This is a genomic window from Streptomyces tagetis (genome assembly GCF_018069565.1).
Lineage (GTDB): Bacteria > Actinomycetota > Actinomycetes > Streptomycetales > Streptomycetaceae > Streptomyces > Streptomyces tagetis.
Genome location: NZ_JAGPNL010000013.1, coordinates 66,984 through 83,491 on the forward strand (window position 1 = coordinate 66,984; position 16,508 = coordinate 83,491).

The following is a 16,508-nucleotide window of genomic DNA, read 5'->3' on the forward strand; positions in this document are numbered from 1 at the left end:
GTCGGAGTGTCGAAGGCCGGCGTGTTGCCGTGTGTCGGGGTCGGGGGTCGCCGTGTCGCCGTGTGGGCGTGTCAGCGTCCGGCGCCGGACCGGTAGCGCCCCGGCGGCACGCCGACGAGCCGTTTGAAGTGCCGGGTCAGATGCGCCTGGTCGTAGAAGCCGGTCGCCGTCGCCACCTCGGCCGGTGTCCGCCCCGCGAGCAGCAGCCGCCGGGCCCGGTCCACCCGCCGGGACATCAGGTACTGGTGCGGGGCGATGCCGTACGCCGTGCTGAACGACCGCACCAGGTGTGCCGGATGCGCGTGCAGCACCTCGGTGGCCTCGGCGAGGCCGAGCCCCTCCACGACCCGCGCGTCGAGCAGTTCGCGCAGCCGGCGGGCGATCACCGGGTCCTGGCGTACGGGCGCGGGCTCCGTACGGGAGCGCAGGTGGGCGCGGAGGCGCTCGCCGATCAGCGTCAGCCGGCTCTCCGCCTCCAGCTCGTCGCCGGGCCGTTCCAGCGTGGCGTGCACACTGCCGACACGCCGGCGCAGCAGCGGATCACGCAGGTCGGGGCCGTCGACCGCGGCGCCGATCAGCTCCTCGCCGAGCCGGGAGGCGTCCAGGTAGAGGACGCGTTTGCGGAAGCCGTCTGGCGTGGCGGCGGAGCCGTTGTGGGGCACGTGGGGCGGGAGGAGCGACACGGTGTCGTGCGGGGTGCCGTGCTGGTGCCGGTCCAGTTCGTACCGTACGGCCCCGGTGTCCACGATGAGCAGCGTCCAGGCGTCGTGCACGTGCATGGGGTACGCGTACTGGGTGTAGTGGGCGTGGAAGACCTCGACGACGCCCGGGACGCGGGGACGCCAGGCGGTGACGCGCTCCCGCTCCCTCGTCCGCTCCTTCGGAGCCGGTCGGCGTGCGGCGGCCATGCAAAGAACGTACAAGACCCCGCCGTGGACCGGGCGGCAGTCTCACCGTATGAACGACGCAGCGCCCCTTCGCTTCGACACCAAGATCGCTGTCCTGCTCCGCGACGACCTGGAGACCTGGCAGCGCCTCAATGTGACCGCCTTCCTCGTCAGCGGCCTCGGCACCCGCCTGCCGGAGGTGATCGGGGAGCCGTACGAGGACGCGGACGCGGTGGAGTACCTGCCGATGTTCCGGCAGCCGGTGCTGGTCTTCGAGGGCACCAAGGAGACCCTGGTCACGGCCCACACCCGCGCCCTCGCCCGCGCGCTGCCCCGCGCGGTCTTCACCTCCGACCTCTTCGCCACGGGCAACGACCGCGACAACCGGGCGGCGGTACGGGCCGTGCCGACCGCCGGGCTGGACCTGGTGGGGCTGGCGGTGTACGGACCGAAGAACGCGGTGGACAAGGTGCTGAAGGGGGCGCGGATGCACGGGTGAGGGGTGGGGGTGAGGGGTGGGGCCGCTGGGGCGGGCGAGGGCTACGGAGCCGGGAGGACGGCCGGTGAGGCTCCTCAGCCCGTGCCGACCCCTTCCGCCCGGTCGGCCGGCCCCTCGGCTTCGATACTGGCGTCGGCCTGGGCGTCCGCATGTGCCACCGGAGCCTCCACCCCAGGCAGCCCCTTCCCCGACGTCTCCTTTCCCGGCGTCCCCGTCGGCGCCCCCGCGCCCGCCCCCGCCCCCATCTCCTCCGGCAGCCGCCGCATGAGCAGCGCGTACCCGGCCGCCGCGACCGTACCGACGAGCGCGCACAGCCCCCACAGCCACTCGGCGCCGTAGCGGTCGATGACGAAGCCGGACATCAGCGGGGCGACGAGGGAGGCGACGGCCCAGGACAGGGTGTACATGCCCTGGTAGCGGCCCCGCCCGTGCACCGGCGAGAGCCGGACGACAAGACCGGTCTGCGTCGGGGCGTTGACGATCTCCGCCAGCGTCCACACGCAGACGGTGAGCGCGAACACGCCGACCGACCCGGCGAACGCGGTGAGCCCGAACCCGTACCCGGCCAGCAGGGCCGAGACGACGAGCAGCCGGCGCGGATCGCGGTGCTCGATGAACCGGGTGACCGGGATCTGCAGGACGACGATCAGCAAGCCGTTGACGGCGATGGCCATGCCGTAGTCCGCGGGGGTGAACCCGGCCGCGCCCATGGCGACCGGCAGCCCGATCGACCCCTGCTGGAAGATGACGGCGATGAGGAAGGACAGCCCGACGACGCTCATGTAACGGCCGTCGCGCAGCACGGTCCCGAGCGAGACCGGCGCCTGCGACGCGGCGGAGGACGGGCCCTCCTCGCGGGCCGGGCGCGACTCGGGCAGCTTGACGAAGACCAGGATCGCGCAGGCCAGCGTCATCCCGGCCTCCAGCAGGAACCCGGCGAGGTAGCTGACCTCGGCGATGAAACCGGCCGCCATGGACGACACGGCGAAGCCCAGGTTGATCGCCCAGTAGTTGAGGGAGAAGGCCCGGATACGGTCCTCGGGCCGCACGATGTCCGCCATCATCGCCTGCACCGCGGGCCGGGAGGCGTTGCTCGCCATGCCGACCAGGAAGGCGACGGACGCGATGGCGACCGGGTCCTGCACGAAGCCGAGCAGCGCGACCGACAGGGCGGTGGAACTCTGCGCGACGAGCAGCGTGGGCCGCCGGCCGAGCCGGTCGGTCATCACGCCGGCGCCGAGCGACGAGACGACGCCGCCGAGCCCGTGCAGGGCGACGACGAGACCCGCGTAGGAGGCGGAGTAGCCGCGTTCGAGGGTCAGGTAGAGCGCCATGAAGGTGGCGACGAAGGCGCCGAGCCGGTTGACCAGGGTGCTCGTCCACAGCCACCAGAACGCGCGGGGGAGCCCGGAGACGGACTCGCGTGCGGCGCGTCGCAGACCGGCGACTGACATGGCGGACCCCCGTGGCGTACGAAACGGCGTGTAAGCGGCTGATGCGGTGATCAGACCTTACGGACGCGGTCCTGGCGGAGGCCACTCGTTTAGCAACACCCGTCAAACGTCACCGGCCCCGGCGTCCGACCCTCGGGCGCGGCGCGCGGGCGCCGGGGCGGGTCGATTACGCTCGGGAGCATGGCCGACGCACCGTACAAGCTGATCCTCCTCCGCCACGGCGAGAGCGAGTGGAACGAGAAGAACCTGTTCACCGGCTGGGTGGACGTCAACCTCACCCCGAAGGGCGAGAAGGAGGCGACGCGCGGCGGCGAGCTGCTCAAGGACGCCGGCCTGCTGCCCGACGTGGTCCACACGTCCGTCCAGAAGCGCGCGATCCGCACGGCCCAGCTCGCGCTGGAGACCGCCGACCGCCTCTGGATTCCCGTCCACCGGAGCTGGCGCCTGAACGAGCGTCACTACGGCGCCCTCCAGGGCAAGGACAAGGCGCAGACCCTCGCGGAGTTCGGCGAGGAGCAGTTCATGCTCTGGCGCCGCTCCTACGACACCCCGCCGCCGGCCCTGGACCGCGACGCCGAGTACTCCCAGTTCTCCGACCCGCGCTACGGCATGCTCCCGCCGGAGCTGCGTCCGCGGACGGAGTGCCTCAAGGACGTCGTCGTCCGGATGCTGCCCTACTGGTTCGACGGCATCGTCCCCGACCTGCTCACCGGCCGCACGGTCCTCGTCGTCGCCCACGGCAACAGCCTCCGCGCCCTGATCAAGCACCTCGACGGCATCTCCGACGCCGACATCGCGGGCCTGAACATCCCCACGGGCATCCCGCTCTCCTACAACCTGGACGCCGAGTTCCGCCCCCTCAACCCGGGCGGCACCTACCTCGACCCGGACGCAGCGGCAGCAGCGATCGAAGCGGTCAAGAACCAGGGCAAGAAGAAGTAGGTTCCGTGATCATGCCCCCGACCTGCCCATATGGCGCAGGTCGGGGGTATTTTTGCAGCTCGGGACCGCACTGGGCCCTCAATAGGTTCTCTCCGGTTGTTCGGTCCAACTGCGTCACGCGCGTCGTAGATCCCTCTTCCGCTGCCAGTAGAGCCGATACGTGCCGAACGATGTAAACAGCAACCGCACGGATGGGTCACTCCGCCGATACCGAGTCTGTCGGTAGACGTCGTGTGAGGAGATGTCCTTCACCCACCGGAAGCCATCCGCGTCCTGGAAAGACAGGCCAAGGGCAAGTGTGCGGCGGCCGTCCTGATACCGCGGCACGTCTAGGGCAATCTCTTCATCTTTTGGCACCCAGGGCACAGCCGCAGGCAAGCTACGAATCTCCCCGCTCCCGTCGCCCTTCGAGTAGAGCGCGTTGACGTACAGGATGGGCCGATCGGCGGTGTTGCGCACATGGATGCGGATGAAGCTACCTTCGTCGTCGGCTCCCCGTTCTGTCCACGTGACTACTTTCAAGGCTTCGTTCCGCTCTTCCTTCCTTCGGTCACGCAGAAGGATGTAGAAGCCCAGGAGGAGAGAACCGCCGGTAAGGACAGCGCTGAACCATGCGGGGACGGTGCCCCATTCCAACCCGTTCATGAATCTGTCTTGTGCCGCCTGTGTGGCGCAGAAACGAGAATTGAGCCACTTTTGAGCAGGCATGTGACGGGGCCCCGACGTTGCCGGCGTCAGGGGCCCCAAGCTGGCCGATCAGTTGGGTGGAGTCGATGGGCGAAGAGCATTGCTCAAAGCATCCCGGGCGCGCTCGCGGCTGCTCGGCATGAGGTGCGCGTACACCTTCAGCGTGAGTCCCGGGTCGGAGTGCCCGAGGTACTCGCTGACGGCCTTGATGCTCTCGCCTGCATCCAGCAGCACCGACGCGTAGAAGTGCCTTAGGGCGTGCATGCCGTGCTCGCGCGCGGCGGTGTGCTCCCGGCTCTTGGCCTTCGGGATGATGCCCACGGACGCCAAAGCGGGCTTCCAGTGGTCCTCATTCAGCGAGGTACGCCAGACATGGCCACCGTTGGGCCCGGTGAAGATCAGACGCTTGGTTACGGGCTGGCCGTTCGCCCGCATCCAAGGCAGCGTGATCTCGACGGGCGGGAACTGCTTGATGTGCTCCTTGAGCGCTTCCGCCACGGGATCGGGCAGCGGGACGTCACGGAGCTTGCCGCCCTTCGGAGGCGCGAACACGGTCTAAGCGTGTCCCGGTGAGTGCGCGGTGAGTACGTACTCCCCCTGCCTTCGCGCCGAACTAATCCGAACTTTCGTCGTTGGGTGGGGTGTTGGCGCAGCCTGCACGGCTGCAAGACTGGCTGTATGGCCGAACTCAACGGAAAACCCGCCACCCTCGACGACCTGCAGAGCCTTGCCCTCACGAACTATGGGCACTTCACGTCAATGCGGCTGGAGGATGGCACCGTCCGGGGCCTGTCGCTCCATCTGGACCGCCTGGTGCGCGACTGCCGCATCGTCTTCGGTGTCGAGTTGGACCGAGAGCGGACACTGAACTACATCCGGAAGGCAGCCGACGGCGTAACTGGGGTTGCCGGCCTCCGCGTCACCGTCTTCGATCCTGGGATCGACATGGGGCGTCCTAGCGACGCCAAGGACCCACACATCTTGGTCAACCTGCGACCTGGGGGTGCCATGTCGCCGCCACCCCTTACGGCCAAGACCTTCACCTTCACCCGCGACAACGCGCAGGTGAAGCACATCGGCCTGCACCCCCAGCTCCGGCTTCGCCGTGATGCCCAGCTCGCCGGATTCGATGACGCCGTGTTTGTCGAGCCGGACGGCCGAATCTCCGAGGGCGGCACGTGGAACCTCGGTTTCGTCGACCAGGACGGAACCGTCATCTGGCCGGAAGCACCTGTACTCCCGGGCACGACGATGCTGCTGCTGCGAGGCCTCGACGCCCCGAAGCAGATCACGGCTCCGGTGCAGCTCGCCGACGTCCCGAGCATGGCAGCCGCATTCGCGACGAACGTAACGATCGGCGTGCGTTCAGTCAGTGCGCTCGATGACGTGCAGTTTCCGCATGACCACCCCGTGCTCGCAGCGTTGCGTAACGCCTACGTCGGCATTGCCGGCGAGCGCCTGTAGACGCGTGCCGCCGCCCCATCAGGGGCGGCGACTCACGACAGAGGTAGCCCATGCCACTCGTTACGAAATGGACCGGACGCGAAGTCAAGGCGCTGCGTGAAGCCGTACGCATGAGCCTTATGGAGTTCGCCGAGAAGCTCGGGGTGTCCGATCGCATCGTCTCCCGCTGGGAGGCAGACGGCGAGCGGGCCACACTTCGCATGGTGAACCAAGCCGCCTTAGACACCTTGCTTGCCAAGGCAGACAAGGATGCCCAAGGTCGCTTCGTCGGCATCTTGTCGATGGACGACGTCCCTGCCCACGCCCTAATCGAGCCTGACACCGACCACACGAGCAGCGGCGAGTACGTGAAGCATCCCGGAGACGGGAAGCTCATGGCCTACGTCCCAGAGGGAATCTTTCTGGCGGGGGAGAGTGACGACCCCGTGTGGGTGGACGAGTTCCACATAGACACGTTCCCGACCACCAATGCCGACTACGCACGATTCTGTGCGGCCACTCGGCACCCTGTGCCTGAGCACTGGGAGAACGGCCGATGTCCTCGGGACCTGTACGACCACCCTGTCGTACACGTGACTTGGCGCGACGCGCACGCGTATGCGACGTGGGCGGGGAAGTCGCTGCCGACGGCCGAACAGTGGGAAAAGGCGGCGCGCGGTACCTCCGGGCGTACTTTCCCGTGGGGGGATCAGAAGACCGCCGCCAAGTGCAACGTCAGGGAGACGGGTGTGGAGCGCACGACTTCGGTTTCTCGCTACCACAGCGGTGTCTCGCCTTACGACGTCTACGACATGGTGGGCAACGTGTGGGAGTGGCTCGCAACGCCGACCACACCAGGCCGCTACGAACTTCGTGGCAGCGCCTTCACAAGCCCCTTATTCCGGGGAGTGCCTGCCGTTCCCAACGACGCCAACGACACGATGCACGACGACGACACCGGATTCCGGTGTGTGGCGACCCCCGAACAGATGGTGTCTAGCATCAGTGATCGCTAGAACGTCTCGCGCTGGCTGTCTTCCTTGATGGCGCATGCCAGGCACGGCGGTAGCGAACCCTGCCGCCGCCGTGCCAACGGATTTTGCTTTGCGAAAACCTCACGGCCCGCAGGTTGTCGCTACTTAACGACTTTCAGGTGTCCTGTTACTGCCGGGCTCTTTTGGCCTCCACCAGGGACGGCTGCCATGGCCAGTCCGAAGACCAGCGCATCGAGGTCTTGCTCACTTTCCCTCAGATGATCAGCAATTACACGGGACGTCCAACCATCTTCCCTGGCTAGCTTGAACAAGTCGGTCAAGAACTTTGAAGGCTCAGCTTGAATTCCATCTGGTTCATCGGTTCGATAACCTCTTTCGGATAGCTCGATCAGCCATTGCCTTCTGTTCCACTCCGAAATAAACTCAAGCCTATACAAACGCTCAACCATGGCGAGAGCTGAAACTTTCCAGTACTTCTTTAGCTGGAATACATCATCTAGGCGGAGCTTTCCTACCACTTGAGCGTATAGGCCGTCGGCTGGTACTAGAAAGCTTGCGGCGAAATCATGAGCTTCCTGCTCGATTTGCCTTGAGAGATTCATGCTCGTGGCTTCATGCAGCACCAAGTGGCCTAGTTCGTGCGCTAGGTCGAATCTCGTCCGCTCGGCCGTCTTGCTTGTGTTCAGGAATACGAAAGGTCGCCCCTCATATTTGAAGGAGAAGGCATCAATTTCGCGATCGGCAGCCGGGAGTGAGAAGACGCGAACCCCCCTTCGTTCAAGGAGGGCCAATATGCTCTTGATGGGCTTTTGGTGCAATCCCCAGGTCGACCGCAGTTGTTCAGCGACTACTGCTGGGGGAACGTCGGATGGATCGGCGACATCGGGTAGGTCGGCAATTGGCGTGCCGTAGTGCTTGTCGATCCACCCGCTCAGCTCAATCGCCATGGAGCTGACCGCAAGCACCCTCCTCAACTGTCGAGCTGTCATCGACGAGAGGGCGCGAAAGGTAACCCACTCCTCGTTTACCTGCGGTGGGTCATCAGAAATAAAGAAGGACTGCGGAAGGGACAGGGCTTCTGCGATCTGTTCCACCGGCGGCGAATCCACCTGCCCGGATTCCCAGGCCGTGACAGTACGCCGTGAAACATTGCACAGCTCGGCGAGCCCCTGTTTCGTGAGTCCCCTCCGCTCTCTCGCTGATGTCAGCCTTGCAGGATTAAATGACGGCCCTTCATCATGAAGTAGCCCGGAATACCATTGATTCTCCGTCATCGTCGTCATCCTCGTCTGACTCTATAGGTGCTACCGCTCCCGATGAAGGGATCGGCGGGATGAGGATGCGCTCCACCCACTCGCCAACCAGACCATCTCCAAGGTCTCGTGCCAGCGAGACCTCCAAACGAATCTCGTCATCGTCGGCGTGGACGACGAGGAACCAAGTTGAGCAGTCCTCGTCAGGAGTTAGGTCGGAGCTTTGTGGCCGTGCAGAGCGGGTGCCCTCGATCTCTCCCCAGAGAGTCGGTTGAACGAATTCTGCGTTCCTTTCTACCCGCTCCCTGGTCTTGGGCCCTCGCTTCCTGGTCAGCTTTGGGTGGCGCTTACCTCGCGTACCAGTGTATTTGTCGCCGGCTACGACAGCAAAGGCCAGGCGCTTCTCCTCAGAGTAGACAGTTTCGTAGTTTCCCGTCCGGCCTATGCTCCAGCCCTGCTGCAACTTCTTCAGTTGCCGACGGAGTCCTGCGAGTGTTTCCGCCCACATGACCACGCCTGCGTATGTCCGCGGATACCAGGGCTGATCGACCCGCTTCCGGGCATCATCGCCATACGTGACACTCTTCCGAAAATGTTCGGCGGAGAGTCCCCACTTCCGAAGGCGAGCGTCTGCCTCAGCCGGGGGAGTGATCTTGGTGGAACTGTCGGGCGGTTGTGCAGGGCGCTTCAGCATCGAGCCTCCGTGATCGACTTCCCCAAATCTTACCTCAGATGAGGTCTGAAAAGGGGAAGTTGCAGTCTGGTGGCGTCGATCACAGCAAGTCTGGTCGTCCGGCGGGCCAGGGGTGTTGTGGGCCATGTGTGGGCCAGGGGGGCGGAGTTGGACGCACTTTTGGCCATCGGCACAGGTCAACGCCCGCGTAGTCGCGTGCAAGGTAACGCTCTTGAAAACCGTCGCGCTCCCAGCGCGGTACAACTTTCTCTACTTCATCAAGCACCCGTCGTCGCTTCGCTCCTCCGGGCGGGAGCGGGCGTCCGGCGGCGCCCGCTCCCGCCCAAGAGGCAGGCACACATGCGCGTACACCGCGCGGCGACGAGGGAGTCGCTCGGGTCAGGGACCTCGCCGGCGGCATCGGTGCCGACAGCGTGCTGGAGTATGTCGGCACCCAGCGGCGAAATGTATCGCCGTGAGTAGAAAATCTTTGAAACGCCTTCCTAAGGAATCACTCATCAGGAATGATGGGTGCACTTGGGGCAGTGTACTAGCCGATGGGCTAGCTCTGAATTTGGCACGAGGGGACCGATGGACTCTACTTACGGCATGCTCGTAACTGCTTTCGGGACAGACTTCCTACGATACGTCTTGGCGACCCCGGAAGGGGGGAGCGTCAATCTTGAAGCCCGGAACGTGAATCTCGATGTTCTCAATGAGCTATTCCAAATAGCGGTCGGTCTGCATGGCAACGGGGATCGCGTCTCTGGGACGATGCAGGCAAATAGCTATCTCGTAGGATATTCCGAGGAGTATCAAACGAGTCGCGCCAACGCCATGAGGATGCGAAACGGAGGAGACCTTCCTGAAATTCCCTCAGCAGGCTCGGATGATTTCGTAAACTGCATGCGTCTAATTGCACGGGACTTGTGGCCTTCCTATTTTCTTCTTCCCCCTCCCTCGGAGGGCGCTCGAACCTTCTACACTGCGGCACCGGTAGGAGTTATTCAGCACCCTAGACTCGAAGCCACCTACCGCGCACTCTTGTCAGATGCAAGACTGGCTAAGTTGTTTCCCGACGTGGCGGCCGATGCTCCGATGGAGGAGATCTCTCGGTGCGACTCGATCTGGTATGTAAGTGGCGGAATAAGCGGGACCAAGGACCCGCTCAGTTTGCTTTCTGGGCTGATGTTCGATGCGAGCGTTAGGGCCAGATTGGGCGGCGAGCATCTCACTTTCGAATCCCTTTCTCGCCATCTCGAAGAATCGATCGACACTCTAAGGAGGCTGGCCGATGGCGAGTCGGTGCGAGTTCCAACAATCGTTGGTTTCAGTGGCGCCAGATTGCCTGTCGGAGCTTCAGTTGAGCTTGGGGACGGTACCTTCAGGTCTATGCGTCCGGTAGAGAGGGACCTCCTTTTTGGTGCTGGCAAGGATGTCACTCTTGTTTATGAGACATCGTTCCCTCTCAGTATTTATGCAATCACTGAGAACGATTTTAGGGCAGTGCCCGAAGCTACTTCCCAGAAGTGGCATGCGGCAACCAGGGAAGCGCATCGATCTTTTAATGCGGATATCGACAAGGCCCGTTTGAGTCTCTTGCTTTGTTCAGAAGGGGAAAATTTCCTCGCTACGCGCGAGCACTCGCGATTCTTTTCCGACCCCACAAGTTTGGGCGGAATTAGCGCAGTGGAGAGCGGGAGTCCTATCGTTTGCCACGACGTCTCCTTCGAGATTATTTCTGAAGCGGTACAGCTACATAGGATCGTTCGAAATGTGCATCCGGATTCGCTTGATATTGCGATGCGGAGGGTTCTTTTGGCGGCCTCGTCGCGCGACGAAGTCGCTGACTCGCTGATTGATGCGCTGGTTGCGTGGGAAAATATGTTCGGCACCTCCCAGGAGACCACATTTCGCGTGACCGCATCTCTCGCTAAATTGGTCGAAAGTGATCAAGCAGCGCGGCGCGAATTTCAAAAGGTGCTCAGCAAGATATACAGCACTCGAAGCAAGCTGGTTCACGGGGCAAAAGAGCTTCCCTTGGATGATGCCTCGTATAAGCAGAGGGTTAAAGCTATTCGCGTAGCGATTGATGGACTGCGTTCCCTTTATGTCGATCGCAATGATCTGTTGGGGCTCAAATCGGAGGAGCGGAGTATGCGACTGCTCCTCGAGGGGTGATTTCGCGGAGGCTGCAAGGGTGGCTGTCATGGCACCCATGACGGGTTGCCTCTGAGCTCCAACGGTTCGCAAGCTGTGAGCCACTGCTCTTCTTCGTGAGTGAGGGCCTGAGGGGGCGGATGCCGCTGGGCCCTCTCTGGGCCCTCCGAGGGCGACAAGCAACGGCCAACAACGACCACTCATGACAGCCCGATCGCAGGTCAGTTGGGGCCTGCACCCCGCTGACCAGGGCCGGGAATCGGGCCCGCCAGACCCAGGGCAAGAAGAAGTAAGCGCCTAACCGTGAAGCCCCCGCCCTGCGGTTTCCCCGCGGGACGGGGGCTTTTTGGCGGGCCGGGCCGTCAGGGCGTGGTGGTTACGCCGCCACTCGTAGGCCCCGGGCGACGTCTCGACGACCTCGCGGGGGTAGACCTCACGCACCCGTGCGAGAAGGTCGCGCTGCTCGCCGACCCAGGCCGGCGGTGGTGCGGACAACGGAACGGTGACCGTGACCCCTGTGGACGGCCCGTCGTGCACGGACACCTCCAGCCCACCGCTCTCGCCGGGCTTGAACGCCATGGAAGGAGTGCGCCCGGAGGTGAGCCACCTGGCGGACCGCCGAGCCTCCCACCTCGACAAAGACTCCTCCCAGTCCTCCAGATCCTCAGGGAGCAGGGTCACCCTGAAGGTGGCGCTGACGGATTCCGCCTTGATGACGATCTCGGCATCGAGGAAGTCGTGGCCGGTCAGGATTCCGGGTTGACAACGCCCCAGGACGCGCACGGAGACCGTGTGGCCACTGGTGCCGGGCCCGTCGGCCACATGGATCAGATCGATGACGCCGTCCGCAGAGCCCATGTATTCCCTCCCCGAAGCAACCGGGCCTGAGCATCCTGCCGTACCACCCTCCCGGCCTCGCGGCCCGGGGTGCCGGCTCCTCCGGTCCGGCCCCTCGCCGGACGTCATGAGGTACGCGTACACGCCGAGTGTGAGGCCCGGGTCCGAGCTATCCCGACACCCGGCGAGGGTGCCGACGCACAGCGGCCGACGAGCGGGGACGGCTGCGGACGCTCGCACCAGGTCAGAGGCCGACGTATGGCTCGGAGGGAGGGCTCCCCTCGTGGAACTGCTTCGGCCGGACCATCCAGGGTCTGTCTCTCCGTCGTAGCGTGGCAACGGCGTTCGTCATCGGGCTCCGGCACGGTCACCGTGGGCACCCTGGCAGTCGAGGGATCGCCCTGAGAAGGTGCCATACGGCACCCCTCACCGTGGAAGCCGGCCCCGCAACCACACGCTCTGCGCCACATCTCCGGAGAGGTCGTCGCCTATGGTGTCGAGAATGGAGCGGGAGGAGACCTACGGGATGGCCAACGCCGCGTTCCGCCCGCTTCGGCGCCGAGGGATTCAGCGGCTGGCTCACCAGCAATGGGGCAACGGCCGGTCCATCTGGTCGGCGGACATCGAGAACCGCAGGCTCGATGTCGACCGGGTCGCCGTGTCCGAGGAGTCCGCGCCTGACCGCGTCGGTACGGTCCTGGACCTGGCCGACGACGAGACGGTGTGCGTGAGGCGCCGGCGCTTCGTCCTGGACGGCAAGCCTGTCCTGCTCGCCACGAGCTATCTGCCCATGTCCCTGGTCGCAGGGTCCGCGGTCACCCAGGAGGACACCGGCCAGGGCGGGACGTACGCCAGGCTCGCCGAACTCGGCCACGAGCCGGTGCACTTCCGCGAAGAGATCCGCTCACGTATGCCGTCGCAGGACGAGGCACGCCAGTTGAGCATGTCCGCGGGCACCCCGGTCATCCTCATCTGCCGCACCGCGTTCACGGAGGAAGGCCGCCCCGTCGAGGTCAACGAAATGACCCTGGACGCCGCGTCGTACATCCTGGAATACGACTTCGACGCCTGAGCCCCGCGCAGCCAGGACGCCAGGGGCCGCGTCCGCTCACGTACAGGCGCTAACGACGGCGCATGGGTGGGCCGGTCCGGTAGGCGTTTCCCATGAGCAGGTCCGCCTTGGCCGCTTTGTGGAAGTCGTTGAGTGCGTGGATGACCGCAAGGCGTGCCTCCTCCGGAGTGCCATCCGTACCCTCAGGATCACGAGCCTGCCGGAGAACGGCCCACGTCCGTTCGTTGATCCGATTGGCGATCTTCGCCGCGTCCTCGTCGGCCAGGAGGACGAGCCCTTCGAAGAGGAGCGACCGCTTGGATTCCGCCGACTCCATGGCAGCGAGCCCGGGGGATCGGTCCTCCCCGGCTTCCCGTGCCGCGAACACGACCCTGGCAGCCCTCAGTATCTCCTTCACGCACGAGGTGTACTGAATGTAGGCGTCGAGCTTGCGCTCGTCCCACCGTGTGGCCATCTCCCGTCTGAACTTGGCGCGTTCCGCCACGGTCGTCGCCACGAAGGAAGCCAGGGCGCCGATGAGGACGCCGACCAGGGTGATGATCTGAGTGACCATGGCGGGCAGATTATCGTCAGGAGGACGCAGCCGAACGGTATGTCATGTGATCCCTGCCGCCTTTGAGGCTCGGGACCGAATGGTGCCGCAGGCCGTGATCAGGTGGCGGTGGGGGAGGGGTGGGGCACGGGTTTCCAGGCGGCGTACCAGGAGGCGCAGGGCACCGAGTTCGGTGTCCCGTGCCTGCGCGCCGTCGAGGGCGGGAGATCCAGGTGCGGGGGGCCGACCGGGGTAGCTCTTCTCCAGGGTGATCAGAGCCGATTCCTCCAGCACCTTCAGGCGCGGGAGGGGTTCCGCCGGTGAGGGTCAAGAACTCGACGCGGTCAGCCTCCTTGGCGATGGTGAGGATGCCGGGTTGTAGGTGCTGGTGGACGAGGTCGTCCAGGGACCTTCCTTGTGTTCGTATCGGATGGCCGGGGGCGGTAGTCGAAGAGCCAAGCGATCGAACGCGATCTACCAGCGGTGCCGACCGTGCTGTTCACCGGACTCGATGCCTGGCCGCGCGATGCGCGCGATGAGCCCACGCTCGCGCGGCCGGCTGAGGCGAGCGACGGAGAAGTGCGCCTTGTCCGCGCGGGGTTTGACGGGCCAGGGCCCCTCTTGTCGCGAGCAACCGGCTTCGGCCCCGTCAGCAATCCACCTTTTGGCGCGAACCGAGGCCGCGTCGACGGTCACCGAGGTCCAGTCCACCTCGCCCCGAATCCCGAGTACGTCCAGCACCGCCCGATGCAGCCGACGTCACAGGCCGGCCTCGGTCCATACCGTGAAGCGGCGATGCGCGGTGGCGGAGGGCGTGCCGAACGTCGGCGGCGGATGCCGCCAGGCACGGCCGCTGGTCAGCACGTACGCCACTGTGGTGAAACACGGCCCGCTCTCACGCGGAGCGGTCCCGCCACCTTGCGGTCGAGCCATGGACAACGGCAGCAACGGGGCGGCCAGTTCCCAGAACTCATCAGGAACCAGATGCTTCGACAGATCAGTACTTACGGTCGGCATCATGCCGCTCGGAGATCAGGCGTCACGTCACGTGGGACAGCCTTCTATGCCTGGATTGATGTGGCCGATCTGGCGGCCTGCTCGATCTTCGCGCAGTAGGCGATACGGGCGTCCTCATCGATCTCCATCTCGTGTTCGGGGCGCATCCCGGTTCGGCCGTCCACGCCTTCGCGCAGGATGTCGGCGTGCCCGGCATGCCGGTTGGTCTCGCCGAGGACGTGGACCAAGATGGCGAACAGGTTCGTGTTGGGATAAGGCTCCGGCCACCACGGCACGTGGCCAGGGGAATCGAGGGCAAGCTCGTCGATCGTCGCGTCCGAATGTTCCCACGTGCGCCGGTAGGACTCGATGATCTGATGGCGCGCCTCGTCCTCAGCCGCCCACAGATCGCTGCCGTCGTGGTCCTGCCACCGGGGCAGCGGTTCTGGGGACGGCCGGTCGAAGACCTCGCCCAAGTACCTGGCCTCGACGCCGGCCACGTGTTTGACCAGGCCGAGGAGGTTGGTCCCGGTCACTGTCAAAGGTCGGCGGGCGTCGTATTCGGACAGGCCGTCGAGCTTCCAGAGCAGCGCCTTACGGTCCCGCCGCAGTCTCCCGTGCAGGGTGCCCTTCGCGAATTCATCGATCACGCGGCATGAGCCTGCCATGGGCTACTTGTGGCCTCAAGATCTCGTACGCGGACCGCAACGACCGGCAGGGCCGAAGCCTGGCCATGGCCACCGCCCCGAGCTACTGAAGAAGCTCGCGGAACTGCCCACGTGAGACCGCCTTTTATGGTGTCGCTCCGTCTGTCAGTGCCGGGTGGGAAGCTGGCCGGCGTGATCGAAGCGAATGCGAAAGCGGACCTTCTCCGGTACTTGCAAGAGGCGCGTGATGCCCTGGTCTGGAAGCTTGACGGGCTCTCGGAGTACGACATCCGCCGGCCGCTGACTCCCACAGGCACGAACCTGTTGGGGCTGGTCAAGCATGTTGCCGGCGTGGAGCTGGGGTACTTCGGCGACACGTTCGGACGGCCGTTCTTCGACAAGGAGCCGCCGTCCTGGTGGTATACCGAGGAGTCGGAACCCAACTCGGACATGTGGGCCACGGCTGACGAATCACGGGAACAGATCGTTGGGCTGTATCGCCAGGCGTGGGAGCACTCCGACAGCACGATCGCGGCGCTCACGCTTGACGTGATCGGTCACGTTCCGTGGTGGCCGGAGGAGCGTCGAGCGGTGACGCTGCACCACATCCTGGTGCGCGTGATCTCTGATACCCAGCGGCATGCCGGCCACGCAGACATCCTGCGAGAGCTCATCGACGGATCTGCCGGATATTCGCAGGGCAAGGGCAACATGCCGCCAGAGGATCAGGCGTGGTGGGAGGGCTATCGGGGTCGGCTGGAACGCGTGGCGCGGGAAGCCAAGAGCTGAGCTCGCCCGGCTGTCATGAGTGTGGATGGACGGACGTGCCCGCGGCCCCGTGCGGCACCCACCGCCGGTTCGTCGCCTCTTACGTTGATTCCCACAACGGCGGTGAAGGCAGGTCGAATTGGTGGGCGGTGATGCCCAGCGTCACCACGCCGTCCGCGTTGGAGTCCGGGTCTTCCGCGTAGCGCGGGGGTCTCCCTGTCCAAGAGGCCCGCTGCCAGGAATTCCCGGAGCAGGGAGATCTGCTTTCGCGCCGCCCCGCCGTGACTGCCTCCGCGCACCCAGGTTGAAGTACAACTGCTGGAAGCCGCCCCGGCGGTAGGAGAACTGGAACGGGTGCTCGGGGCAGTGCGGGACCAGGTAGTTCTGGCCGTGTGGGCACTCGCACGCCGGCGTGGACGCCAGGAAGACGGTCTCCGCCGTGCCTTTGACCGTCAGCAGGGCGCGTCGCCGGACCCGCGACATTCTGCGGGGATCGCCGTTGGCCGAGGACGCCGGGCTGATCGTCAGCGAGCTGAGCGCGAACGCGGTGCTGCACACGGCCAGCGGCAAGGCGTACGGCAGTTTCCACCTGGCTCTCGCGGTGTCGCCACGGGTGATCGCCCTGTCGGTCACGGACGAGGGAGGCACGGTGCGGCCCCCCCG

At 65.2% G+C, this 16,508-nt stretch carries 14 protein-coding genes and 3 pseudogenes; 8 read left to right on the top strand and 9 right to left on the bottom strand.

Translation table 11 applies throughout. The features are described from left to right. Positions 1 to 71: 71 nt before the first annotated feature. Positions 72 to 908: an AraC family transcriptional regulator gene (locus tag J5Y05_RS30810; protein ID WP_210876600.1), complete on the bottom strand. Its 837-nt coding sequence runs from the start codon at positions 906 to 908 to the stop codon at positions 72 to 74. 49 nt (positions 909 to 957) lie between these two features. On the opposite strand from J5Y05_RS30810, the gene J5Y05_RS30815 reads away from it, so the two are divergent. Then, positions 958 to 1,386, top strand: a complete 429-nt coding sequence (locus tag J5Y05_RS30815) for a DUF2000 domain-containing protein (RefSeq protein WP_247615603.1) — start codon at positions 958 to 960, stop codon at positions 1,384 to 1,386. 74 nt (positions 1,387 to 1,460) lie between these two features. Here the strand turns inward: J5Y05_RS30815 and J5Y05_RS30820 are convergent, their stop codons facing one another. Continuing rightward, positions 1,461 to 2,840 carry an MDR family MFS transporter gene (locus J5Y05_RS30820; RefSeq protein WP_210876602.1) on the bottom strand — a complete coding sequence of 460 codons (1,380 nt, stop codon included), beginning with the start codon at positions 2,838 to 2,840 and terminating at the stop codon, positions 1,461 to 1,463. 180 nt (positions 2,841 to 3,020) lie between these two features. Between J5Y05_RS30820 and J5Y05_RS30825 the strand changes: the two genes are divergently transcribed. Continuing rightward, positions 3,021 to 3,782, top strand: coding sequence for a phosphoglyceromutase (locus tag J5Y05_RS30825; RefSeq protein WP_210876603.1), 762 nt, complete (start codon positions 3,021 to 3,023; stop codon positions 3,780 to 3,782). Positions 3,783 to 3,896: 114 nt separating this feature from the next. Here J5Y05_RS30825 and J5Y05_RS30830 read toward each other — a convergent pair whose 3' ends face one another. Then, a complete protein-coding gene (locus J5Y05_RS30830; protein ID WP_210876604.1) occupies positions 3,897 to 4,427 on the bottom strand; it encodes a hypothetical protein in 531 nt (176 codons plus the stop codon). A gap of 111 nt (positions 4,428 to 4,538) precedes the next feature. Continuing rightward, positions 4,539 to 5,021 (bottom strand): annotated as a pseudogene (locus J5Y05_RS30835) (tyrosine-type recombinase/integrase); the annotation flags it as partial. 126 nt (positions 5,022 to 5,147) lie between these two features. On the opposite strand from J5Y05_RS30835, the gene J5Y05_RS30840 reads away from it, so the two are divergent. Continuing rightward, positions 5,148 to 5,933, top strand: coding sequence for an aminotransferase class IV family protein (locus J5Y05_RS30840; RefSeq protein WP_210876605.1), 786 nt, complete (start codon positions 5,148 to 5,150; stop codon positions 5,931 to 5,933). A gap of 50 nt (positions 5,934 to 5,983) precedes the next feature. Continuing rightward, on the top strand, positions 5,984 to 6,928 hold the full coding sequence (locus J5Y05_RS30845) for an SUMF1/EgtB/PvdO family nonheme iron enzyme (RefSeq protein WP_372450546.1): 945 nt from the start codon (positions 5,984 to 5,986) through the stop codon (positions 6,926 to 6,928). 119 nt (positions 6,929 to 7,047) lie between these two features. Here J5Y05_RS30845 and J5Y05_RS30850 read toward each other — a convergent pair whose 3' ends face one another. Continuing rightward, positions 7,048 to 8,190: a helix-turn-helix domain-containing protein gene (locus tag J5Y05_RS30850; RefSeq protein WP_210876607.1), complete on the bottom strand. Its 1,143-nt coding sequence runs from the start codon at positions 8,188 to 8,190 to the stop codon at positions 7,048 to 7,050. A gap of 1,294 nt (positions 8,191 to 9,484) precedes the next feature. Between J5Y05_RS30850 and J5Y05_RS30855 the strand changes: the two genes are divergently transcribed. After that, entirely contained in the window at positions 9,485 to 11,014 is a 1,530-nt protein-coding gene (locus J5Y05_RS30855; protein WP_210876608.1) for a HEPN domain-containing protein, read from the top strand. A 276-nt stretch (positions 11,015 to 11,290) separates the two neighbouring features. On the opposite strand, the gene J5Y05_RS30860 is transcribed toward J5Y05_RS30855, so the two are convergent. Continuing rightward, the gene (locus tag J5Y05_RS30860; RefSeq protein WP_210876609.1) at positions 11,291 to 11,851 is read right to left on the bottom strand and encodes a DUF5959 family protein; all 561 of its coding nucleotides are present in this window, start codon (positions 11,849 to 11,851) and stop codon (positions 11,291 to 11,293) included. A gap of 517 nt (positions 11,852 to 12,368) precedes the next feature. Here J5Y05_RS30860 and J5Y05_RS30865 point away from each other — a divergent pair. After that, positions 12,369 to 12,902 (top strand): annotated as a pseudogene (locus J5Y05_RS30865) (GntR family transcriptional regulator); the annotation flags it as partial. Positions 12,903 to 12,951: 49 nt separating this feature from the next. Here the strand turns inward: J5Y05_RS30865 and J5Y05_RS30870 are convergent. The 3 genes from J5Y05_RS30870 to J5Y05_RS30880 form a co-directional block, all read right to left on the bottom strand. Beyond that, positions 12,952 to 13,455, bottom strand: a complete 504-nt coding sequence (locus tag J5Y05_RS30870; RefSeq protein ID WP_210876610.1) for a hypothetical protein — start codon at positions 13,453 to 13,455, stop codon at positions 12,952 to 12,954. Positions 13,456 to 14,193: 738 nt separating this feature from the next. After that, positions 14,194 to 14,454, bottom strand: coding sequence for a transposase (locus J5Y05_RS30875; protein ID WP_210876611.1), 261 nt, complete (start codon positions 14,452 to 14,454; stop codon positions 14,194 to 14,196). A 41-nt stretch (positions 14,455 to 14,495) separates the two neighbouring features. Beyond that, positions 14,496 to 15,080 carry a DinB family protein gene (locus J5Y05_RS30880; RefSeq protein WP_210876612.1) on the bottom strand — a complete coding sequence of 195 codons (585 nt, stop codon included), beginning with the start codon at positions 15,078 to 15,080 and terminating at the stop codon, positions 14,496 to 14,498. Positions 15,081 to 15,269: 189 nt separating this feature from the next. Between J5Y05_RS30880 and J5Y05_RS30885 the strand changes: the two genes are divergently transcribed. Both J5Y05_RS30885 and J5Y05_RS32775 read left to right on the top strand, forming a co-directional pair. After that, positions 15,270 to 15,866: a DinB family protein gene (locus J5Y05_RS30885; protein WP_210876613.1), complete on the top strand. Its 597-nt coding sequence runs from the start codon at positions 15,270 to 15,272 to the stop codon at positions 15,864 to 15,866. 418 nt (positions 15,867 to 16,284) lie between these two features. Then, a pseudogene (locus tag J5Y05_RS32775) lies at positions 16,285 to 16,503 on the top strand (ATP-binding protein); the annotation flags it as partial. Between the last annotated feature and the right edge of the window lie 5 nt (positions 16,504 to 16,508).

Coding starts and splice junctions, on each gene's coding strand:
- J5Y05_RS30815 (WP_247615603.1), top strand. CDS start 958: ATGAACGACGCAGCGCCCCTTCGCTTCGACACCAAGATCGCTGTCCTG.
- J5Y05_RS30875 (WP_210876611.1), bottom strand. CDS start 14,454: ATGATGCCGACCGTAAGTACTGATCTGTCGAAGCATCTGGTTCCTGAT.
- J5Y05_RS30830 (WP_210876604.1), bottom strand. CDS start 4,427: ATGAACGGGTTGGAATGGGGCACCGTCCCCGCATGGTTCAGCGCTGTC.
- J5Y05_RS30845 (WP_372450546.1), top strand. CDS start 5,984: ATGCCACTCGTTACGAAATGGACCGGACGCGAAGTCAAGGCGCTGCGT.
- J5Y05_RS30840 (WP_210876605.1), top strand. CDS start 5,148: ATGGCCGAACTCAACGGAAAACCCGCCACCCTCGACGACCTGCAGAGC.
- J5Y05_RS30860 (WP_210876609.1), bottom strand. CDS start 11,851: ATGGGCTCTGCGGACGGCGTCATCGATCTGATCCATGTGGCCGACGGG.
- J5Y05_RS30870 (WP_210876610.1), bottom strand. CDS start 13,455: ATGGTCACTCAGATCATCACCCTGGTCGGCGTCCTCATCGGCGCCCTG.
- J5Y05_RS30820 (WP_210876602.1), bottom strand. CDS start 2,840: ATGTCAGTCGCCGGTCTGCGACGCGCCGCACGCGAGTCCGTCTCCGGG.
- J5Y05_RS30850 (WP_210876607.1), bottom strand. CDS start 8,190: ATGACGACGATGACGGAGAATCAATGGTATTCCGGGCTACTTCATGAT.
- J5Y05_RS30810 (WP_210876600.1), bottom strand. CDS start 908: ATGGCCGCCGCACGCCGACCGGCTCCGAAGGAGCGGACGAGGGAGCGG.
- J5Y05_RS30825 (WP_210876603.1), top strand. CDS start 3,021: ATGGCCGACGCACCGTACAAGCTGATCCTCCTCCGCCACGGCGAGAGC.